Source organism: Corynebacterium sp. HMSC034E11, from assembly GCF_001835905.1.
Lineage (GTDB): Bacteria > Actinomycetota > Actinomycetes > Mycobacteriales > Mycobacteriaceae > Corynebacterium > Corynebacterium coyleae.
The window spans coordinates 1-21,066 of record NZ_KV826421.1 but is presented as its reverse complement, the minus strand read 5'-3'; the positions used below and the strand labels follow the sequence as shown (position 1 = coordinate 21,066).

General features: G+C 61.6%; 18 protein-coding genes and 1 tRNA gene. 6 read left to right on the top strand and 13 right to left on the bottom strand.

Annotated features, from left to right (window positions below; all coding sequences use genetic code 11):
• Positions 1-3: 3 nt before the first annotated feature.
• The 9 genes from HMPREF2690_RS10590 to rho all read right to left on the bottom strand — a co-directional run bounded on the left by HMPREF2690_RS10590 (position 4) and on the right by rho (position 8,241).
• Entirely contained in the window at positions 4-576 is a 573-nt protein-coding gene (locus HMPREF2690_RS10590) for a F0F1 ATP synthase subunit B (protein ID WP_070820856.1), read from the bottom strand.
• Positions 577-622: 46 nt separating this feature from the next.
• Complete coding sequence (locus tag HMPREF2690_RS10585) at positions 623-868, bottom strand: ATP synthase F0 subunit C (protein ID WP_042406503.1); 246 nt, start codon at positions 866-868, stop codon at positions 623-625.
• Between the two features lie 100 nt (positions 869-968).
• Positions 969-1,763 (bottom strand): F0F1 ATP synthase subunit A, encoded by a 795-nt coding sequence (gene atpB / locus HMPREF2690_RS10580; protein WP_070482803.1) that lies wholly within the window; start codon positions 1,761-1,763, stop codon positions 969-971.
• 356 nt (positions 1,764-2,119) lie between these two features.
• A complete protein-coding gene (locus HMPREF2690_RS10575) occupies positions 2,120-2,551 on the bottom strand; it encodes a Cg1360 family ATP-synthase-associated protein (protein WP_070820855.1) in 432 nt (143 codons plus the stop codon).
• Positions 2,552-2,557: 6 nt separating this feature from the next.
• Positions 2,558-3,751 carry an MraY family glycosyltransferase gene (locus HMPREF2690_RS10570; protein WP_070820854.1) on the bottom strand — a complete coding sequence of 398 codons (1,194 nt, stop codon included), beginning with the start codon at positions 3,749-3,751 and terminating at the stop codon, positions 2,558-2,560.
• An 18-nt stretch (positions 3,752-3,769) separates the two neighbouring features.
• Positions 3,770-4,426, bottom strand: coding sequence for an L-threonylcarbamoyladenylate synthase (locus HMPREF2690_RS10565; protein ID WP_070820853.1), 657 nt, complete (start codon positions 4,424-4,426; stop codon positions 3,770-3,772).
• Between the two features lie 23 nt (positions 4,427-4,449).
• Positions 4,450-5,313 carry a peptide chain release factor N(5)-glutamine methyltransferase gene (prmC, locus tag HMPREF2690_RS10560; protein WP_070820852.1) on the bottom strand — a complete coding sequence of 288 codons (864 nt, stop codon included), beginning with the start codon at positions 5,311-5,313 and terminating at the stop codon, positions 4,450-4,452.
• Entirely contained in the window at positions 5,300-6,379 is a 1,080-nt protein-coding gene (prfA, locus tag HMPREF2690_RS10555) for a peptide chain release factor 1 (RefSeq protein WP_070569885.1), read from the bottom strand. The genes prmC and prfA overlap by 14 nt, the downstream gene beginning before the upstream one ends.
• Positions 6,379-8,241, bottom strand: coding sequence for a transcription termination factor Rho (gene rho / locus HMPREF2690_RS10550; RefSeq protein WP_224212803.1), 1,863 nt, complete (start codon positions 8,239-8,241; stop codon positions 6,379-6,381). The genes prfA and rho overlap by 1 nt, the downstream gene beginning before the upstream one ends.
• 284 nt (positions 8,242-8,525) lie before the next feature.
• On the opposite strand from rho, the gene HMPREF2690_RS10545 reads away from it, so the two are divergent.
• Entirely contained in the window at positions 8,526-10,256 is a 1,731-nt protein-coding gene (locus tag HMPREF2690_RS10545; RefSeq protein WP_070452359.1) for a long-chain fatty-acid--CoA ligase, read from the top strand.
• A 62-nt stretch (positions 10,257-10,318) separates the two neighbouring features.
• Here the strand turns inward: HMPREF2690_RS10545 and thrB are convergent, their stop codons facing one another.
• The 4 genes from thrB to argS form a co-directional block, all read right to left on the bottom strand.
• Positions 10,319-11,248: a homoserine kinase gene (gene thrB, locus HMPREF2690_RS10540; protein WP_070820851.1), complete on the bottom strand. Its 930-nt coding sequence runs from the start codon at positions 11,246-11,248 to the stop codon at positions 10,319-10,321.
• 14 nt (positions 11,249-11,262) lie between these two features.
• Complete coding sequence (locus HMPREF2690_RS10535; protein ID WP_070452197.1) at positions 11,263-12,615, bottom strand: homoserine dehydrogenase; 1,353 nt, start codon at positions 12,613-12,615, stop codon at positions 11,263-11,265.
• A gap of 83 nt (positions 12,616-12,698) precedes the next feature.
• Complete coding sequence (gene lysA, locus HMPREF2690_RS10530) at positions 12,699-14,063, bottom strand: diaminopimelate decarboxylase (RefSeq protein ID WP_070482786.1); 1,365 nt, start codon at positions 14,061-14,063, stop codon at positions 12,699-12,701.
• Positions 14,063-15,724: an arginine--tRNA ligase gene (argS, locus tag HMPREF2690_RS10525; RefSeq protein ID WP_070482783.1), complete on the bottom strand. Its 1,662-nt coding sequence runs from the start codon at positions 15,722-15,724 to the stop codon at positions 14,063-14,065. The genes lysA and argS overlap by 1 nt, the downstream gene beginning before the upstream one ends.
• A gap of 205 nt (positions 15,725-15,929) precedes the next feature.
• On the opposite strand from argS, the gene HMPREF2690_RS10520 reads away from it, so the two are divergent.
• The 5 genes from HMPREF2690_RS10520 to HMPREF2690_RS10500 all read left to right on the top strand — a co-directional run bounded on the left by HMPREF2690_RS10520 (position 15,930) and on the right by HMPREF2690_RS10500 (position 21,028).
• The gene (locus HMPREF2690_RS10520; protein WP_070482780.1) at positions 15,930-17,612 is read left to right on the top strand and encodes an L-lactate permease; all 1,683 of its coding nucleotides are present in this window, start codon (positions 15,930-15,932) and stop codon (positions 17,610-17,612) included.
• 88 nt (positions 17,613-17,700) lie between these two features.
• On the top strand, positions 17,701-18,486 hold the full coding sequence (locus HMPREF2690_RS10515; RefSeq protein ID WP_070421832.1) for a (Fe-S)-binding protein: 786 nt from the start codon (positions 17,701-17,703) through the stop codon (positions 18,484-18,486).
• A complete protein-coding gene (locus HMPREF2690_RS10510; RefSeq protein ID WP_210401393.1) occupies positions 18,483-20,033 on the top strand; it encodes a LutB/LldF family L-lactate oxidation iron-sulfur protein in 1,551 nt (516 codons plus the stop codon). The genes HMPREF2690_RS10515 and HMPREF2690_RS10510 overlap by 4 nt, the downstream gene beginning before the upstream one ends.
• Positions 20,034-20,714: a LutC/YkgG family protein gene (locus HMPREF2690_RS10505; protein ID WP_070820850.1), complete on the top strand. Its 681-nt coding sequence runs from the start codon at positions 20,034-20,036 to the stop codon at positions 20,712-20,714.
• Between the two features lie 240 nt (positions 20,715-20,954).
• A tRNA-Arg gene (locus HMPREF2690_RS10500) sits at positions 20,955-21,028 on the top strand.
• Positions 21,029-21,066: the final 38 nt, after the last annotated feature.

Here is a 21,066-nt window from a genome sequence, read left to right as displayed (position 1 = left end):
CGCCTACTTTCTCGTCGAGACGTGATCGAGCTCGGAGAGGAACTCATCGATCGTGTTCGAGCGACGGGTCGTGTCCGACAGCTCGGTGCCCAGCAGACGCTCTGCCAGCGAGATGGAGTTCTGGCCCATCTCGTTGCGCAGTTCTGCGACAACCTGGTCGCGAGCTGCTTGCAGTTGCTTTTCGCCAGCCTCGATGATGCGGCGGGCTTCCTCCTCGGCACGGGCACGGGACTCTGCCTCGATTTCCTTGCCGCGGGCACGCGCTGCCTCACGGATCTCGGCGGCCTCATGGCGCGCCTCCGCAAGCTCAGCGTTGTTCTTCTCCAGGGCAGCCTTGGCTTCCTTTTGGGCGACTTCAGCACGCTCGATGCCGCCCTTGATTCGGTCTTCGCGCTCTGCCAGCACTTCCTGGAACTTCGGAATAACGTACTTCCAGAAAAGCAGGCCGATGATGATGAAAACGACAAGAGACCAAACCACGTCGTACGCGGCCGGGAAGAGAATGGATGGTTCATTCTCGAGCGGCAGCTTCTCGGAGCCTTCTGCGGCTGCGAGGAATGCAGTGACGTTAGTCATTGGTTGCTCCTGATCTAAAAATGGACGGGGTTATTCGTTCTTGTTTTTAGAACAGGAAGCCGGCAACGAGGCCGATCAGGGCAAGTGCCTCAACGAAGGCGATACCCAGGAACATGGTGGTACGGAGCTGGCCAGCCATCTCCGGCTGACGTGCCATGCCCTCGACGGTCTTGCCGACGAGGATGCCGATGCCGAGGCCCGGGCCGATGGTTGCAAGGCCGTAGCCGATGGTGCCGAGACCCTCGTAGCGGTTCACGGTCTCCGCTGCCTGAGCAAGAATGATGTCGTTCATGTGAAAGTCGTTCCCTTTCTAGGTGCCTCCCCGCAGGCCGCGGGAAAGCGTGTGACAGATGTTGGGGGTTATTCAGTTGGCCGTGTGTGGTCGCGCTTTGTTAGTGCGCATCCGCGTGCAGCGACAGCTCGATGTACACCGCAGTCAGCAGGGCGAAGATGTACGCCTGCAGGAAGATGATGATCAACTCGTATGCGGTGAACAGCAGCGCTGCAATCAGGGTCAGGCCACTCACTGTCGTCCATGCGTTCAACTGCCAGAAGAAGAAGTTCGTGGCGGAGTACAGCAGGACAAGAATGATGTGGCCAGCCAGGAAGTTCGCCATAAGACGAAGTGCCAGGGTGACCGGACGCAGAATGAACGTCGAGAAGAACTCGATCGGCACCACCAGAAGGTGGAGCACCGGCGGAAGGCCGGGGATCACGGTCGAGTGCTTGAAGTACGCCACGCCGTAACGCTTGACGCCGGCGTAAATCATTGCAATGTAGGCCGCAACTGCCAGCACGACCGGCATGCCGATACGCGCGTTAGGCGAAATGTTGAGGCCCGGGATGATCGTCGCCGCGTTCATGAACAAAATCGAGAAGAAGATGGTGCACAGCAGCGGCAGGAACCGCTTGCCGTCCTTCTTGCCCAGAGTGTCTTCCGCAATGTGAATGCGGACGAAGTCGACGCCGATCTCGGCGAAATTCTGCAGGCCCTTCGGAACTAGCTTCGGGTTCCTAAAGGCGATAACAAAGAGGAGCACCAGGATCGCCGCAATCAAGAGGCGGACGAGCATGATGCGGTCCAGTGCGAACCACCCATTGGCAAATTCCTCACCAATGATATGGCCGTACGTTTGCCCCGGGAAAAATTCTGGACCAAGCGCAGGTGCGTGAAACTCACCCTTCATGGCCAAAGTTGTAACGCTCAGCGTTCTCTCCCGTTCTCGGGCCGCTCCCCGGTTCCCCGGAGGGCGGTGCGATGGACGTCTTCATCAGGCTGCCTCCGCGGCGGACTCCGTCGCACATCTGCTTCCGCGGGGCAGGGGATGTCGTTCCCCGGCCGGTTTCGCCTGCACATCAGGGGTAACGCCAGCCTGGAACAAACCCAGCGGATATCCTAACAGGACATCTGGAGAATGTGGGTTTTACCTGTGCCATTGACCCCCCACCAAGGTGACTTTTAAGGGTTTTTACCCCTAATCACCCAGCTTGCACGGCTTTCTAGCGGATTGTTAGGTCTGTCACAGGGTCCCCACACCCTGTGTTAGCTGAGGTAGGTGGTGCGTGTGGTGAGTACACCCCAGGCTTCGGCGGCGAGTGCAACGACGAGTGCTGCGATCGTCGTCACGCCAAATGCTCGATGGTCGTAAAAGTCGAATCCACGGATCCACAGCAGGAAGATTGCGAGCAGCCCCATCTTCAGCAGCCAGCCGCCGAGGACAACTGCCATGGTGGTGTTTGGGGATGAGTTTGAGGTTGCGAGCACGGACACCGTGGTGGCGAGCACGAACGCACCGCCGACGGCGACTCCCATCAGCGCGGCCCAGATGCCGGGCAATTCGCGGGTCGCGCCCCACGCCATGAGCGAGACGACGGTAAGCACGACGAGTGCCCATCCCGCGACCTTCAGTGCGCGGATGAGCGGCTGACGATGATCACTGACCTGGGACGTGTCATTGACTTCGAGCGGTTCCATGCTGGGTCATCCTACAGACTGAGCAGGGTTGCTTTTCGACGACGCCACCGCACCGTCCCCACCACGCCGCGGGCCAATCTTGCCTTCGGCCAGTGGAACCAGGGTCAAGACAAAAGCAAACACGAGGGCGACGATGGTGAAGATGATGGCGATACGCACCGGCACGACGGAAAAACTGACCGCGCCGAAGGCAACTGCGGAGACCCACAGGTACAGCACCAGAACAGTACGGCGGTGCGTATGCCCAAGGCGGAGCAAACGGTGATGGATATGGCCTGCGTCTGCCTGGAACGGGCTTTGGCCGCGGGCTGTTCGTCGCACAACGGCCCAAATCAGGTCGAGGACCGGCAGGGCAATCGCGGCGAGCACGACGATGATCGGGCTAATGAGTGCTACTAGGTCCGCGGCCCCGTAGAGCGACATGTTGATCTTGCCCGATGCGGAGATCGACGCTGCGGCAAGCAGCAGCCCGATGAGCATGGCACCGGAGTCCCCCATGAAGATGCGCGCCGGTTCGAAGTTGTGGGGCAAAAAGCCGGCGCAGATACCGACGAGCAACGTGCAGATAATCGCCGGCGGGTACGCGGAGACCGCCCCGCCCTGGTCATGGAGAACTGACAGCGAATAGACGAGGATCGCCATCCCGGCGATCATGCCCAGCCCTGCGGCGAGTCCGTCGATGCCGTCAACGAAATTCACTGCGTTGATCAGCAGCACAGTAAACAGTGCACTCAAGACCATGCCCTGGACTTCATCCAAAATCAGGGTGGTGCCCTCCCCGATTGGAACGTAAAACACCGTAAAGGCAATCCCCAAGATGGACATGATGATCGCAGCAGCGAATTGCCCGATGAGTTTGGGTAACGCGCCGAGCTCGTAGAGGTCGTCCACAATCCCGACAGCAACGACGGCGGCACCGCCGACGAGCACTGCAGTCATCTCTGGGGTGACTGGAGCGAACCCGCGGGTCAGTGCGGGCAGTTGCTGCGCGAGAACAAACGCGCCAGCGAACCCTGTAAACATGGCCAGCCCACCGAGCGACGGTGTTGGCTGGGTGTGAACGTCGCGCTGGCGGATCTCCGCAACCCGGCCAGTGCGCACGAGAGCAGAACGCACAAGCCCTGTGGCCAAGTACGTGATCGCAGCCGCGACGAGTAGCACGAGTGCGAGCTCGCGAAGCGGCACACCAGCTCCGGACATCCCCTGAAAACTCCCCCGCTACTTTCGACGCAACGACTCTGGGTCAAGCCCTAAGACTTCACCAATGCGCTCGGCCGGGATCGCGCCTTCGCGCAAAATCACCGGCTGAGGCTTCGAAATATCAATGATGGTCGAAGGAGTGCCAACCTCGGCCTCTCCCCCGTCGAGGTACACACCAATCGCATCGCCGAACTGCGCCTTGGCCTCTGCTGCGGTCTGTGCCGGCGGGTTGCCGGAGATGTTGGCAGACGACACCGCCATCGGTCCGGTTTCTTGCAACAGTTCAAGTGCGAGCGGCTGGTTCGGCATGCGTAGCAGCACGGTGCCACGTGTATCGCCAAGATTCCACGGCAGACTCGGCGCCTCAGGCACGACGATGGACAACCCACCTGGCCAGAACGCCTCCACGAGTGTCTTCGCGGTGTCGGAAAACTCCCGCACGAGCCCCTGGATGGTCGACCAGCTGCCCACGAGCACCGGCACAGGCATGTCGGGGCCACGGCGCTTGGTAGCCAACAGCGTGGCTACGGCGTCGTTGTTGAAGGCGTCGCAGCCGATTCCGTAGACGGTGTCTGTCGGCAGGACGACGCAACGGCCGGCTCGCACAGCGTCCGCGGCCGCGCGCACCGCGTCGTCGCGAACCTGCGGATCAAGGCAGTTATAGATCGCGGACATAGTGCTCCTTCATGTTCTGAAAGTTACCGGGCTAGCTTACTCGCCGTGACAAACCGGGCTCGGCCGGTCAGGTCCTCGACCACACTCGGCGGGCCGAATGCGCCGTGGTCGCGCACCACATCTTGTACGGCCTCCGACGTGGAATCATCATGCTCGATGCCTAAGCGTCCTCCCGGACGCAGCAGCCGTGCGGCGACCGGAACGAGCCCCCGAATTGCATGCATCCCGTCCGCGCCGGAGAACACCGCCTCATGGGGGTCGGCGTAGACCTCCACGTCTAAGTCACCGGTTTCTGGCACGTACGGCGGGTTGGTGACGACGAGGTCAACGGCACCGTCGAGTTCCCGAAGCAACTCCGGATCGGTCATATCCCCTGGGACAATGCGTATCGACGACGCGTAGTCCCCCACATTTCGCTCCAAGTACTTCCGCGCCTGAGGCGAACGCTCGACCGCGATCACCTGTGCGCGCGGGCACGCCCGGGCGATCGTGATGGCCAACGCACCCGAGCCGGAGCCTAAGTCCACGACGGTTGGGGATTCGGGCGAGGTGGTGTCGTCGCTAAGCAAATGCACCGCCCACTGAGCGAGCACTTCCGTTTCTGGCCGCGGGATAAATACCCCGGGCCCGACGGCGAGGTCGATGTCAACAAACGGTGCTGTGCCGATGATGTGCTGCAACGGCTCGCGAGCCGCGCGTCGGGCAATGAGTTTGGCGTAGGCCTCGTCGAAGTCCGTAGGCGCGTCGGCGAACATGAGCTGCATCGGCGGCACCCCGATCAAGTGCGCGGCGAGCAGGCGTGCGTCGACTTCAGGCGACGCAACGCCCGCGCCAGCAAGGGTCTGCGCGGCGCGGGCGATGGTGTCGCGGAGGCTATTCGGCTTCAAGGCGCTCCTGGCGCTCGTGCGTCTGCAGCGCCGTGATCAGATCGTCCATGTTGCCGTCGAGCACCGAGTCAAGGTTGTTGGCCTTGTAGTTAATGCGGTGATCCGAAATACGGTTCTCCGGCCAGTTGTAGGTGCGGATGCGCTCCGAGCGGTCCATCGTGCGCACCTGCGATGCGCGGCCCTCGGCCTCTTCGGCTTCCTGCTTCTCGCGCTCAATCTGGTCGAGACGAGCCTGCAGCACCTGCATCGCACGAGCACGGTTCTGGATCTGAGAACGCTCGTTCTGACAGGTCACGACGATGCCAGTCGGCAGGTGCGTGATACGCACGGCAGAGTCGGTGGTGTTCACGCCCTGGCCGCCCTTGCCCGAGGAGCGGTAGACATCGACGCGAAGGTCCTTCTCGTCGATGTTGACGCTTTCAACCTCGTCTGGCTCCGGGAAGACGTATACGCCTGCGGCCGAGGTCTGGATGCGGCCCTGCGATTCCGTCACCGGAACGCGCTGCACACGGTGCACGCCACCTTCAAACTTCAGCATCGACCACGCACCGTCACGCGACGGGGTCTTCGCCTTCACCGCGACGGTCATGTCCTTCACACCACCCAGATCAGACTCGGCAACGTCGAGGACCTCCCAGGTCAGGCCGTGCTTTTCGCAGTACTTCTGGTACATGCGAGCCAAATCGCCAGCGAACAGCGCGGCCTCTTCACCGCCTGCGCCTGCTTTGAGCTCCATGATGATGTCATCACCATCGTGCTCGTCGCGCGGCGCCAGCAGGTCAGCCAACTCCTCCTCGAGGCGCACAATCTCGTCCTCTAAGCGCTTGGCCTCCTCCGCGAACTCCTTGTCCTCGGAAGCCATTTCGGATGCCGCCTCGTGGTCATCGCGCGCCTGGTTCAGGGCGTTATTGACGTTGATGATCGGCTGCAGCTCCGCGTAGCGCTTGGAGAGCTTACGGAAGCGGTCCTGGTCACCAGCGACCTCCGGATCGCCCATTTGGGCCTGGATGCCTTCGTATTCGGCGACGTAGTCGTCGACAAGCGAAACATGCGATTTTTCTGCCATTAGGAGTAGTCCTCCTCAGTTTCGGCCTGCGCCATTGGTGCCGAGTTCGCCACACCAATGAGGAACTCGCCGTTCGTCTTGGTCTTCTTCAACTGCTTGATCAGCATGTCAATGGACTGCTGCGGATCAAGCGCAGACAGGATGCGGCGCAGCTTGTGCATGACGCGCGCCTCCTCCGGGCTCATCAGCAGCTCGTCCTTGCGGGTGCCGGACGGGTTGACGTCCACAGCCGGGAACACGCGACGCTCCGCGATCTTGCGGTCGAGCTTGAGCTCGGCGTTGCCGGTGCCCTTGAACTCCTCGAAGATGACGGTATCGCCAGCGGAACCGGTTTCCACCATGGCCGTTGCGATAATCGTCAGCGAGCCACCCTCCTCGATGTTTCGGGCAGCGCCGAGGAAACGCTTCGGCGGGTAGAGGGCGTTGGAGTCCACACCACCGGAGAGAATGCGACCCGATGCCGGCGAGGAGTTGTTGTATGCGCGACCCAAGCGAGTAATCGAGTCGAGCAGCACCACAACGTCTTGGCCCATCTCCACCAGACGCTTCGCACGCTCGATAGCAAGCTCGGCGACAGCAGTGTGCTCTGACGGCGGACGGTCGAACGTCGAGGCAATAACCTCGCCGTTGACGCTGCGCTGCATGTCGGTAACTTCCTCCGGGCGCTCATCGACAAGCACAACCATGAGGTAGCACTCCGGGTTATTCGTGGCGATCGCGTTGGCGATGTTCTGCAGAATCGTCGTCTTACCAGCCTTCGGCGGCGACACGATCAGTGCGCGCTGACCCTTACCGATCGGCATGACCAGGTCGATCACACGCGTGGTCAGGATCTTCGGCTCAGTTTCCAGACGTAGACGACGGTTCGGGTACAGCGGGGTGAGCTTGTGGAACTCCTTGCGTCCCTTCGCATCCTCCGGAGTCTGGCCGTTGATCGTGTCGACGCGAACAACCTGGTTGTAGCTACGACGGTTACGGCCGTTGCCCTGCTGGTGCGACTGTCCGTTGGCGCGAACCTGACCGGTTACCGCGTCGCCGGATCGCAGACCCGCCTGACGGACCAGGCGCTGTGGCACGTACACGTCCGAATTGGACTGACGGTAGCCGGTGGTGCGGATGAACGCGGAGCCGTTGTCCTGCACATCCGCGATACCCGCAACCTCCTGCAGGTCCTCCGGATCGAAGTGCTGCTCGTTGCCGCCACCTTGGTTGTTGTTGCCGCCGTGATTGTCACGGTTGCGGTTACGGTTACGACGACCGCGACGCCCACGACGACCGCCACCCTGGTGGTCGTCATCGTTATCGTCGCGGTGGTTGTTGCGGCCGCCACGGTTGTTGCCGTTGTTGCCGTTGTTACGGCCACCGCGGTCGTTATTGTCACGGTTGTCACGGTTATCGCGATTGTCGCGGTTCTCGTCGCGGTTGTCCGTGGTCTCGGATTTCTCGGACTTCTCGTCCTTGCCGTCCTTCGCGTCGCTCGCGTCGCCACCCTGCGCATTGTCCTCATGCTGGTGACGCGCACGGTTTCGACGAGCACGGCGCGCTGCGGAACGCGAAGCTCCCCGCGAATCGTCGTCATGAGAATTGTCGGCCGACTTGTCAGCGTTTTCTGCAGGCTTGTCGGTCTTGTCAGCCTTGTCGGCCTTGCGCTCTGCACGCTCAGAAGCAGCTGGCGCCTCCGCGTTATCGGCCTCCACCTTTTGCGGTGCAGCCTTCTTGGGAACCTGGCCGGTAGTAATTGCCTGGATCAACTCCCCCTTACGCAGCCCCGAAACGCCCTTCAGGCCTTTCTCGGCGGCAATTTTGCGCAGCTCCGGAATCTTCATAGCGGCCAAGTCTGCCGCGGTACCGGTGTCGGTCACGTGTGTCCTTTCGTCGCTCAACCAGCAGGTTCTCGCGTAGTTAACACGCGACGGTGCATGCTGGAAGCGGTGCGTTTCATCGGGATTGGACTGAAGTAAAACTTTGTAGCCCTGCCGGATCTCACGGGGTGCGGGAGCAAAAATCGCCGCTGTGCCCGCCATCGCATCCCCACCTGGGACAACCCCTGCCGGGTGCGGTTCGCACGATCCTGCGCAAAGTGTAGCGCATTTGCGTCCGCGGTTTAATCCGGGGCGTGTCGCATTGCTTCGCTAACATTGCCAACATGCTTTCAACGATGCAGGAAGTGCCCTTTTCCGTCGCACGCATTCTCGAATACGGCAGGACTGCGCACGCGACAACGAAGTGCACCACATGGCGCACTGATGGCGCGGAAGAAACGACGTTCGCCGAAATCGGCGCCCGCGCTTCGGCCTTCGCCCACGCCCTGCATGATGACCTCGGCATTGATAGCGATCAACGCGTCGCCACCATGCTGTACAACTGCTCTGAGCACCTCGAGGTGATGTTCGCCGTCGCTGCCAAGGGCGCTGTGTTTACGCCGCTAAATATCCAGTTGATGACGGACCAGATCGCCTACGTTGCCAACCACTCCGAGGCTGAACTGATCGTTGCCGATCCGCGGCTTGCGGAGAAGTTAGGCAACGTTGTGGAGCTTTGCCCCAAGGTTCGCGCGGTGGCATTTACAGGTGCCGAACCGATTACAGACGCCGCGGCGTATCTGCCAGAGCATGTCGCTGTGTACAGCTACGAGGAGCTTCTCGACGGCCGCTCGACAAAGTACGACTGGCCCGAACTCCCGGAGAACACCGCCGCTGCCTTGGTCTATTCAACAGCAACGACCGGCGCACCGAAGGGCGTCGCCTACTCCCACCGCGCGTTGTGGCTAGAAGCGACCGGCCTTCGCGCAACGGACTCACTAGCGGTCACTCACGGTGAGACGTTTTTGTGCTGCATCCCGATCTACCACGTGCTCAGTTGGGGCGTACCGTTCGCAGCTTTTCTCGCGGGCACTCCCCTGGTTCTGCCCGATTCGGACGTGTCTGCCCCGACACTGGCAAAACTTATCGCAAGCACGCACCCGCGCGTGGCACACGGCGTGCCCACCTTGTGGATCCAGCTGATGGTGCATTACCTGCACAATCGCCCGGAACGAATGAGTCTGCAGGAGATCTTCGTCGGCGGTTCTCCTGCCCCACCGGCGCTGATCAAGATGTGGGAGGAACGCTACGGCGTGGACATCGTCCACTGCTGGGGCATGACGGAAACCACCACGGTCGGCACAGTGGCGCGTCCGCCATCGGGCGCTTCTGGTGAGGCGCGCTGGTCCTACCGCATTTCCCAGGGACGCTTTGCCCCGTCACTGGAATACCGCGTGGTCAACGATGGCCAAGTCATGGCGTTTAACGACTTGACCCAGGGTGAGATTCAGGTCCGCGGCAATATGGTCGCCGCAGGCTACTACCACTCACCCACGCAAGAACCGGGCGAGATCGCTTCCACCTTCCGGGGCGAAGAAGTTGATGACGTGCGCGCACACTTCACTGCCGACGGCTGGCTGCGTACCGGCGACGTAGGCACCGTCACCAACGCCGGGTTTATGACGCTCTACGACCGCGCCCGCGACGTCATTCGCTCCGGCGGCGAGTGGATCTACTCCGCACAGGTGGAAAACCTCATTATGGAGTCCGAGGAAGTCGTCGAATGCGCAGTGATCGGAATCCCGGACCCCAAGTGGGGTGAGCGACCGCTGGCGGTAACCAAGCTTCTCTCGGGCATTGAGCCGACAAAGGAGACTGCGGCACGACTCCGCGAATCGCTCGCAGACACGTTGCCGAAGTGGATGGCGCCTGAGTATTGGACGTTTGTGGATTCAATCGACAAAACGTCCGTAGGCAAGTTTGACAAGAAGGACCTGCGCAAGCACCTGCAGCGCGAGGAGTTCGACATCATCGCCTTGCCCGGCCCAGGCAGCCGGCCGAAGGCGACATCATAATGCCGCACAAAAACGATGCCCCGGGGTACGCATGTGCACCCCGGGGCATCAAAGCATTTGCGCTAGTCGCGCAGCAGTTCTGCGGTCACCGGCCCTGCGACGTCGAGTTCGATGACGCGGAGGCCGGCGGCGCGGGCGTCGTCGAGAAGCGCAGGCTCAATGGGCTCGGTGATGAGCACGAGCGCGGTCGGACCTGCGCCAGACAGGTATGCCGCGTAGCCGCGGTTGCGCAGGCGGTTGACCCACTCCGCAGTCACCGGAAGGACGTCGGCGCGGTACGGCTGGTGCAGGCGGTCGCGGGTGCCTTCAAACAGGAGGTGCGGGTGGTGCTGCAGCGCAGCCGTCATCACAGCGGTGCGCGAGACGTTGAACCGCGCATCGGTGTGGGTGACGTGGCTCGGCAGGACCTTGCGCACCGCATTGGTGGATGCGTGAAAGTCCGGGACGAGGGCTACGGCCTTGATGGACTCGTCGACAGGAATGCGCACGGCACGGTAGGACGGCTTCGAGCACCCATCGACCGGAATGTCGGTCCAGGACACCACTGCCCCGCCGAGCACGGACGCACCCGCGTTATCCGGGTGGCCCTCAAACTCAGACGAGAGCTGCACGACGGTGTCCTCATCCAGCGGCGAGCCCGCGAGCGTATTCGCAGCGACGACACCTGCGGCTGCCGCGGCAGCAGACGAGCCCAGACCGCGCGATTGCGGGATCTGGTTGTGGCACACCACGCGCAGACCCGGCGCCCGCACATCCGCGGCAATCAGGCCAGAGTTGATCGCTTTGACGATCAGGTTCGAGCTATCGCGCGGCAGATCGTCGGCTCCCTCGCCGAAGATCTCCACTTCGAGGCCAGACTCGATGACTTCTACCTCGAGCGTGTCGTAGATGCTCAGCGCCAGGCCGAGGGTGTCGAAGCCGGGACCAAGGTTCGCCGAGGAGCCCGGAACCTTCACTCGTGCTTTCAGGCCTACTTCAAGATCGGTTGCCATGACGGAGTGCTCCTTTAAGCGTCGAGGCGGATGACGGAGTTGACGGCCTTCACATCATCGTGGCCGGTGAGCTCTTCGACGATGCCGTTCAGGGCAGCTTCACGTGCGCCGTGCGTGACGACGATCAGGTGTGCCTCGTCGCCAGATTCCTCCTGACGGACCGCGGAAAGCGACACCCCTGCCTTAGCAAAGCGAGCCGTGAGGTCTGCGAGCACGCCGACGCGGTCGTTGACGGTCATGTTGATGTGGTAGCGCGTGGTCACATCGTCAAACGCCACAATCGGGTAGTCCGCGTACGGGTTCTCCGCTGGCGCGCGGCCACCGTGGACCTTGTTACGGGCTGCACCGACAAGATCGCCCAACACGGCGGAAGCGGTTGGGGCACCGCCGGCGCCGTTGCCGTAGAACATCAGGCGGCCGGCTGCTTCTGCCTCGACGAAGATGGCGTTGTAGCTCTTGTCCACCGTTGCCAGCGGGTGCTCGTTCGGCACCAGCGTCGGGTGCACACGCGCGTTAATGCCGGTGGTGTTGCCGTTTTCGTCCAAGAGACGCTCACAGATGGCCAGCAGCTTAATCGTCTGGTTGGACTTCTTCGCTGCCGCGATGTCGTCTGCGGTGATCTTGGTGATGCCCTCGCAGTGGACGTCGTCGAACGTCACACGGGTGTGGAAGCCCATGGACGCAAGGATCGCTGCCTTGGAGGCCGCGTCGTGGCCTTCGACGTCCGCAGTCGGGTCAGCCTCGGCGTAGCCCAAACGGGTTGCCTCAGCCAGCGCCTCCTCGTAGCTCGCGCCGGTGGAAGCCATCGCGTCCAGGATGAAGTTCGTGGTGCCGTTAACAATGCCGGAGATGCGCTGCACCTGGTCGCCCGCGAGCGAACGGCGCAGCATGCCGACCACGGGGATCGCGGCAGCGACGGCTGCTTCGTAGTACAGGTCGACGCCGGCTGCGTTCGCCGCGTCTGCTAACTCGGAGCCGTGTGCCGCGACAAGTGCCTTATTCGCAGTTACGACAGACTTGCCGGCGTTGAGAGCCTCAAGCACCAGCTTACGTGGATAATCAATACCGCCGATGAGCTCAACGACAATGTCTACGTCGTCGCGTGTGACCAGTTCGCTCGCATCCGCAGTCAAGTAAAGTCCCTGGACTTCAGGCGCGTCCTTATGCTTGTCCACGTCGGAGACAGCCACGCCACGGACCTCGATCGGGCCACCGATGCGATTTTCCAAGTTCGAAGAGAATTCGCTGAGCAGGCGCAGCACTTCCGTGCCCACGGTGCCCTTACCCAACACGGCAATACCCACCGGGGTGCCGATGCCCTTGCCGGGGTAGTTTCCGTTGATGCCTTCAGCGCTGGCAACTGTCATGGTCAGGATGCTCCTTTTCGTTGCTGCAAAGTACAGGTTTGAACCGCTTGGTCTACTATCGCTTAAGCAAGCACTCAGGTCAATTAATATTCGCGGGCCAACAGGTCTTCCACAGTCTCGCGGCGCACCATCGGGGTGATCTGTCCGCCGCGCACGGACACGACAGCCGGACGTCCAAACGCGTTGTAATTCGAAGCCATGGAGTAGCAGTACGCGCCAGTCGCAGCCAACGCAATGAGATCGCCGGAGGAAATATCATTCGGCCACTTCGCATTCTCTACGAGAATGTCGCCGGACTCACAGTGCGAACCAACCAGGCGGGTATCGGTGTTGTCACCGTCGACGAAGCGGTTGACCACGCGGGCGTCGTAAAGCGCCCCGTAGAGCGCAGGGCGAATGTTGTCGCTCATGCCACCATCGACCGCGATGTAGCGACGAGATGTGGTGAACGAGGTATCGACTTCCTTAATCACACCCGCGGTGTACACCGTCACCGCAGAAGGACCAGCAATCGCACGTCCCGGCTCCACAACCACAGTCGGCGCGGCGATGCCGAGCTCGTCAGCGACATCCTGCACGGACGCAAGCAGGTCGCGCGCAACAGCCGCGACGTCGAGCGGCTGCTCCCCTGACATATAAGCAATGCCGTAGCCGCCGCCCAGATCAAGGTAGCCAAGCGCGACACCGCAGGTCTTCCACACTTCTGCGTACAGACCGAGCACGCGCTCTGCAGCCAGCTTGAAGCCTTCAGCGTCGAAGACCTGGGAACCAACATGGCAGTGCAGGCCGGTCAACTGCAGCGAATCTGAGTCAATTGCTGCCACGGCCGCAGCAAGTGCGTCGCCAGTGGCCAGGGAAATGCCGAACTTCTGGTCTTCGTGGCTCGTCGCAATGAACTCGTGCGTGTGCGCATCCACGCCGGGCTTCACTCGGATGAACACATCTTGGATGACACCGGCCTCGCGGGCGACAGCTTCCAGCTGCGCTAACTCCTGGTGAGAGTCGATGACCACATGCCCCACGCGCGAATCCACGCATAGGCGCAGAAACTCGTCGGACTTGTTGTTGCCGTGAACAGTGATGCGTTCCGGCGGGAAATCGGCTGCAAGTGCGATGCGGAGCTCGTTTTCACTCGCCACATCGAGGGCAAGACCTTCCTCATCCACCCAACGTGCAATGTGTCGGGTCAAAAAGGCCTTCGACGCGTAGTGCACATTTTCCGGCGCACGGAATGCTTCCGCCATGTCGCGGCAGCGAGAGCGGAAATCGTCCTCATCCACGACGACAACCGGGCTGCCGTATTCGGCGACGATCTCAGGCAGTGGCACACCAGCGATGGTCACTACCCCGTCTTCTTCACGCTTGGCGTTTCGCGGCCAAACGTGTGCGGGCAGTTCGTTGAAGTCGCCCTCGTCGGTGCTGTACGGGGTGGATACGAAAACAGTCATTACATCCGCTCCGGGGCGCTCACGCCGATCAGGCCCAGCGCGTTTGCAATCACCTGGCGTGTCGCCATCGCAAGTGCGAGACGTGCCGTGTGGATCGGCTCCGGCGCCTCGCCGGCCTTCGGCAGGATCTGGCAGGAGTCGTAGAACTTGTGGAAGGCGCTGGCCAACTCTTCGGTGTAGCGGGCAATGCGGTGCGGCTCGCGCAGCTCTGCGGCGGCGCGCACGACTGCAGGGAACTCACCGATCGTGCGGATCAGGTCGCCTTCCTTCTCGTGGGTCAGCAGGCCCAAGTCGATGTCCGCGACGCCGGGCAGCGTCACACCAGCTTCCTTCGCCTTGCGCTCAATCGAGCACAGCCGCGCGTGGCCGTACTGGACGTAGTAGACGGGGTTGTCGGAGGACTGCTTCGTCCACAGATCTAGGTCGATATCCAGCGAGGAGTCCACAGAGGAGCGCACCAGCGAGTAGCGCGCGCCATCCACGCCAATGGCGTCGACAAGATCCTCAAGCGTGATCACGGTGCCTGCACGCTTGGACATCTTCACCGCCTGGCCGTCGCGCACGAGGTTGACCATCTGACCGATGAGCACTTCGACGGCGTCCGCGTTGTAGCCCAGCGCCTGCGCCGCAGCCTTCAGACGTGCGATGTAGCCGTGGTGGTCCGCACCCAACATATAAATGGCAAGCGTGTGGTCGCGGTCGAACTTGTCCGCAACGTAGGCGATGTCGCCGGCGATGTATGCCGCGTCGCCGTCGGACTTGATCACCACACGGTCCTTGTCGTCGCCAAAGTCAGAGGAGCGCAGCCACCACGCGTTGTCAGCCTCATACAGGTTGCCGTTTTCCTTCAGGGTGGCAATCGCCTTATCCACCGCACCCGACTCGAACAGCGAGTTCTCGTGGAAGTACACGTCGAAGTCCACGCCGAAATCGTGCAGCGACTGCTTAATCTGCGCGAACATCATCTCCACGCCAGCAGCGCGGAAGGTCTCCTGCACCTCAGCATCAGTGCCTTCGAGAGCATTAGGCTGCTTTTCGACGACCGCCTGAGCGATCTCGCGAATATAATCGCCCCCGTAACCATCCTCCGGGGTTGGATCCCCCTTGGCAGCAGCAACCAACGAACGCGCGAAGCGGTCGATCTGGCCACCGTGGTCGTTGAAGTAGTACTCGCGGGTCACCTTCGCGCCCGAAGCCTCAAGCACGCGGCCCAGCGAGTCACCCACCGCAGCCCAGCGGGTACCGCCGAGGTGAATCGGGCCGGTCGGGTTCGCCGAGACGAATTCCAGGTTCACCTTCTCGCCGGCGTAGATGTCGGAGTTGCCAAACGCGGCACCCTCCTCGAGCACCTTGGCTACCAGCTGGCCCTGGGCGTCTGCGGCGAGGCGCAGGTTAATAAAGCCGGGCCCTGCGATCTCAGCGGCGGCGATGGCTGGGTCCTCTGCCAAGACCTCTGCAAGCCAGCCTGCGAGTTCGCGCGGGTTCGTGCCCGCCTTCTTCGCCACTTGCAGTGCAATGTTGGTGGCGTAGTCGCCGTGCTCCGGATTGCGCGGGCGCTCTACAGTCACGGTGTCGGGGACAACAGAGGCGTCGAGATCATGGTCTGCAAGCACGCGCTCTGCGGCGGCTTTTACGGTGGTGGCAAGTTCTGCTGGCGTCATGGGCATGCAGTGTAATTGAGGGCTTTGACACGGGCGCATACGGATGGTCGTCGATACGCAAAGTGCGCTAATTCACATCCCCCTTGAGGGGCAAATCTTTTCACTTCGCTGCCTTGTTTGGCATATTTAGCCCATCGGGTCTCGCACGCCGAGGCCACGGTCACCCGTTTCTTTTTCCGTTCCTGTCTCGAAAGAGCCCTGTTTTATGGACCAATTCCAAATCTTCACCGACGCAGTCGGTGGCAGCACTGGTCTGTCGGCATTGGTGTCTACCCTGCCGCTGTTGACCTTCTTCATCATGCTGCTCGGCGTGAAAGCTCGCGCTCACACCTCGGGTTTTGTTGCACTTATCGTTGCAATTCTCGTGGCCATCTTCGGCTTCCATATGCCGACCGCGTTTGCCATCTCTTCCGCGTTCCGCGGTGGCCTGTTCGGCCTGTTCCCCATCGTATTCGTCATCCTGACGGCCATCTGGTTCTACCAGATCACGGTCGCCTCTGGTCGTTTCGAGGACCTTCGCCTTGTGTTCGACAAGATGGGCAACGGTGACGTTCGTATCCAGGCGATGCTCATCGCTTTCTGCTTCGGTGGCCTGCTTGAAGCCCTCGCCGGCTTCGGTGCCCCGGTTGCTATTACCGCGACGATGATTCTCGCGCTCGGCATCCCGCCGCTGAAGGCCGCCACCGTGGTGCTTATTGCGAACACCGCTCCGGTGGCATTCGGCGCGGTCGCCATTCCGATTACCACCGCAGGTGACGTGGGTGGTCGTACGCTGGAGCAGACCGAGAACATCGCCGCCATCGTCGGCCACCAGACCCCGGTTCTGGCGTTCTTCGTGCCGTTCATCATTGCGCTGCTTATCGACGGCTTCCGTGGCGTCAAGGAGACCGCCCCGGCCGCAGGTGTCATCGGTCTGGCTTTCGCGATCGCCCAGTGGTGGACCTCCAACCACTTCGCCTACCAGCTCACCGACGTTATTGCCTGCATCGTCGCACTTGGCGCCGCGTTTGTGCTGCTGCGTTTTTGGCAGCCGCGCGGTGTGGAAGCCATGCGTGAGCGCCTCGGCCTCGAGCCGTACGCCGACGAAGATGGCGACACTGAAGCGCTCACCGGCAGCCGCGTCTGGATGGCACTCATGCCGTACGCAATCGTCGTTGTCGTGTTCGGCCTGGCAAACCTGGGCACCACGATTCCGACCTGGCTCAAGCAGTTCAAGATCTCGTTCCCGTGGCCAGTCATCGATGGCCAGCTGCTCAATGCTGCGGGCGAGGCGGTCAACACCGACTACTCATTCGCCTACATCAACAACCCGGGCTCGCTGATGGTCATTTCCGCCATCATCGTCTCCATCGCCTACATGGTGTTCAACGACAACGGTCGCTACAGCCTCACCTGGGGCCAAGTTGGTAAGGAGTTCGTGGACACCGCATGGAAGATGCGCTGGTCTGCCGTCACCATCATGCTGGTGCTCGCACTGGCATACGTGATGAACTACTCGGGTCAGACCGTGACCATTGGTGAGTTCTTTGCCAACCTCGGCCCGGCATTCGCGTTCTTCGCTCCGATGCTTGGCTGGGTCGGCGTGGCTGTGACTGGTTCCGACACCTCGGCCAACGCCCTGTTCGCCAACCTTCAGGTCACCGCCGCGAACAACCTTGGCCTCAACCCGGACCTCATGCTGGCTGCTAACACCACCGGTGGTGTTGTGGGCAAGATGATCTCCCCGCAGTCCCTCGCAATTGCCGCTACCGCGGTGAGCATGGAGGGCAAGGAGTCCGAGATTTTCAAGAAGGTCGTGGGCTGGTCCTTCGGCTTCTTGCTCGCAGTGTGCGTGATAGTCTTTCTGCAGTCGAACGTTCTAGAGGTCCTTGCTCCGGTCGTTCCGTAACTGCCATCCTTTTACGGTGCTCCCGAGGTCCAAGTGACCTCGGGAGTTTCGTCGTTTTCCCTGAGATTTCCCATGATAGGAGCCCGAAATGCGAGTAGCTCTGTTTTCTACTTGTATCGGCGACGCCCTCTTCCCTGACGCGCATAAGGCCTCGGCCATTGTGCTTTCCCGTCTCGGCTATGAGGTTGTCTTCCCCGAGCAACAAACCTGCTGCGGCCAGATGCACGTCAACACTGGCTACAAAGAACAAGCCGTCCCAATCATTGAGACGTACGTCGATGCCTTTGCAGACTCGTCGATTGACTACGTTGTGGCTCCTTCGGGCTCCTGCGCGGGAGCTGTCCGCGAGCAGCACGTCGAGCTTGCGGAGCGTTTCGGCTCCAAGGCGCTTGTCGACGGCGCAAAGATCGCCTCGAAGAAGACCTACGATCTCTCCGAATTCATCGTTGATGTCGCCGGCACCTACGACGTGGGCGCATTCTTCCCGCACCGCGTGACCTACCACTCCTCTTGCCACTCCCTGCGCTTCCTCAAGGTCGGCGACCGTCCGACCGAGCTGCTGCGCCACGTTGAGGGCCTTGAGCTTGTGGATCTGCCGAACTCCGAGGAGTGCTGCGGTTTCGGCGGCACATTCTCTGTGAAGATGCCTGAGGTGTCTTCCGCGATGGTGTCCGACAAGGTCCGCCACATCAAGGAGACCCAGGCGGAGTTTGTCACCGCTGGTGACTCCTCTTGCTTGATGAACATTGGTGGTGCACTGTCTCGCCAGCACCAAGGCATTCGAGCCGTGCACATGGCTGAGATCCTCGCCTCCACCAAGGAGCACCCGCTGACCCCGACGTCTGCGGTGTACACGAAGGAGAAGATGCTGTGAAGGTTGCACTCGGACAGCCCACGATGCCGCCGTTTGCCAACGGCCCGGCTCACCTGCGCGGCAAGGAGAAGTTCCAGAAGGCTGCGCACCACGAACTGAACGACGTCACCAAGCGCCGTAACTACCAGTACGCCACCACGACCATTCGTGTGAAGCGTCAGAACGTTGTCGACGAGCTGGATGACTGGCAGCAGCTGCGCGAGGCAGGCTCCACCATTAAGCGCGACGTTGCGGCACGTATGCCCGAGCTGCTTGAACAGTTCGAGGAGAACGTGACCAAGCGCGGTGGCCACGTCCACTGGGCTCGCGATTCCAAGGAAGCCAACGAGATCATCCAGGGCCTGATCAAGGAGACTGGTGAGGACAAGGTCGTCAAGATCAAGTCCATGGCAACCCAGGAAATCGCTTTGAACGACGAGCTGGAAAAGGCCGGCATCTTCGCTCAGGAGACCGACCTGGCCGAGCTTATTGTGCAGCTCGGCGAGGACTTCCCGTCCCATATTCTCGTCCCGGCGATCCACCGCAACCGCGCGGAGATCCGCGACATCTTCGCCGCGAAGATGCCGAACACGGACGAGACGCTGACCCAGGAACCGGCGGAGCTTGCAGAGGCTGCACGTCAGTACCTGCGTCAGCAGTTCATGGAGGCAAAGGTTGCCATTTCCGGCGCCAACTTCGGTTGCGCTGATACCGGCACCGTCTCCATCGTCGAGTCTGAGGGCAACGGCCGTATGTGCCTGACCCTGCCGGAGACCCTTATCACCGTGATGGGCATTGAGAAGCTCCTGCCGAGCTTCGATGACCTCGGTGTGTTCCTGCAGCTGCTGCCGCGCTCCTCCACTGGCGAGCGCATGAACCCGTACACCTCCCTGTGGTCCGGTGTGACCGAGGGCGACGGCCCACAGAACTTCCACATCGTTCTGCTGGATAACGGCCGCACCGCTGCGATGTCTAACGAGATCGGTCGCGAGGCACTGAAGTGCATCCGCTGCTCGGCTTGCTTGAACGTGTGCCCGGTCTACGAGCGTGCAGGTGGACACTCCTACGGTTCCACCTACCCGGGTCCGATTGGTGCAATCCTGACCCCGCAGCTCACCGGCATCGATTCGTCTGATGACCCGAACGGTTCCCTGCCGTACGCATCCTCGCTGTGCGGTCGCTGCAACGAGGTTTGCCCGGTGAAGATCCCGATCACCGACATTCTGTTGGAGCTGCGCTACCAGAAGGCGAAGAACGAGCCGAACCGTATGGAGCAGGCCGCGTTTGCGTCGCTGGCACAGGTCTGGGGTCGCAGCAATGTGTGGAACCGTCTGGTCCGCATGGTTGCGCTTGGTCGTGTGCTCGGCGGCTTTAACGGCAAGATCGAGACCATGCCGCCTCCAATCTCCGGCTGGACTGGCTACCGCGATGTTGCGGTGCCGCCGAAGAAGTCCTTCCGCCAGTGGTGGGAGACGGACGAGGCGAAGCGTCTGCTGTCCGAGGCACGTGAGCAGGGCATTCCGAATGGCCAGAAGGTCAACACCGAGCCAATGGAGGAGGAGAAGTAAATGTCTACCGCAACTGGTAATGCTGCAGGCTCCCCCGCCCGCGACTCCCGTAACGAGGCTGCGAAGCGCGAGATTCTCAAGCGCATCCGCGACGCCCACAAGCTCTCTAACGTTCCGGAGCATGTCGAGGTGGTCCGCGAGTACCGCACCACCTCCGACATCAAGGGCGACGAGCTGCGCGAGATCCTCATCGACCGCCTCGTGGACTACAAGGCTGACGTCGTCGAGACGACCGAGCAGACGCTTGGCGACGACCTGCTGAAGGTTCTCGCAGACCGCAAGTGCAAGGACGTTGTCTACGCACCGGGCCTGGATGCCTCCCTGTTCGACGGTTTCTCCGGCACTGCCCGTCCGGATGACGTCACGTCGGATCCGCGTGCGCTGGGCGATGTGGACGCCGTGGTGACGGATTCCCACGTCACCTCCGCGCAGACCGGCTCGATCGTGCTGGAGTCCGGCGACGTGTGCGGCCGCCGCGCCCTGTCGCTGGTTCCAGACCGCCACATCTGCATCGTGCGCGCCGACACCGTCGTCTACGGCGTGCCGGAGATGATCGCCCGCATCAACCCGGAGCGCCCGGCCACGATGATTTCTGGCCCGTCCGCTACCTCCGACATCGAGCTCGTGCGCGTCGAGGGCGTGCACGGCCCGCGTGACCTTATCGTCATGGTCGTGAAGTAACACTCCTCTTCCCCGGCACCGTTGCCGGGGCGAGATACACGAAATGGCCGGTCCCAATTGGGGCCGGCCATTTCGCTGTCATTGTTTCCCGTGTCACGCCGTTCCCGCGGCGCACAATCATTATGAAACGCCGGTGTTGAGAAACCATGGCGTGTGGCTGAGAGTGTCCTGAGGGTTTCGTCGTGAAGCGCTGCACCAATTTCTTCTGCCCACACACGGGGTGCTAGTGTGATCGGCATTGTCTCCGTAGCTCAGTGGATTAGAGCATTGGTTTCCGGTACCAAAGGTCGCAGGTTCGAATCCTGTCGGGGACACGCTTGTCATGAGTCGCGTCATGCTTGACGGATGAGTC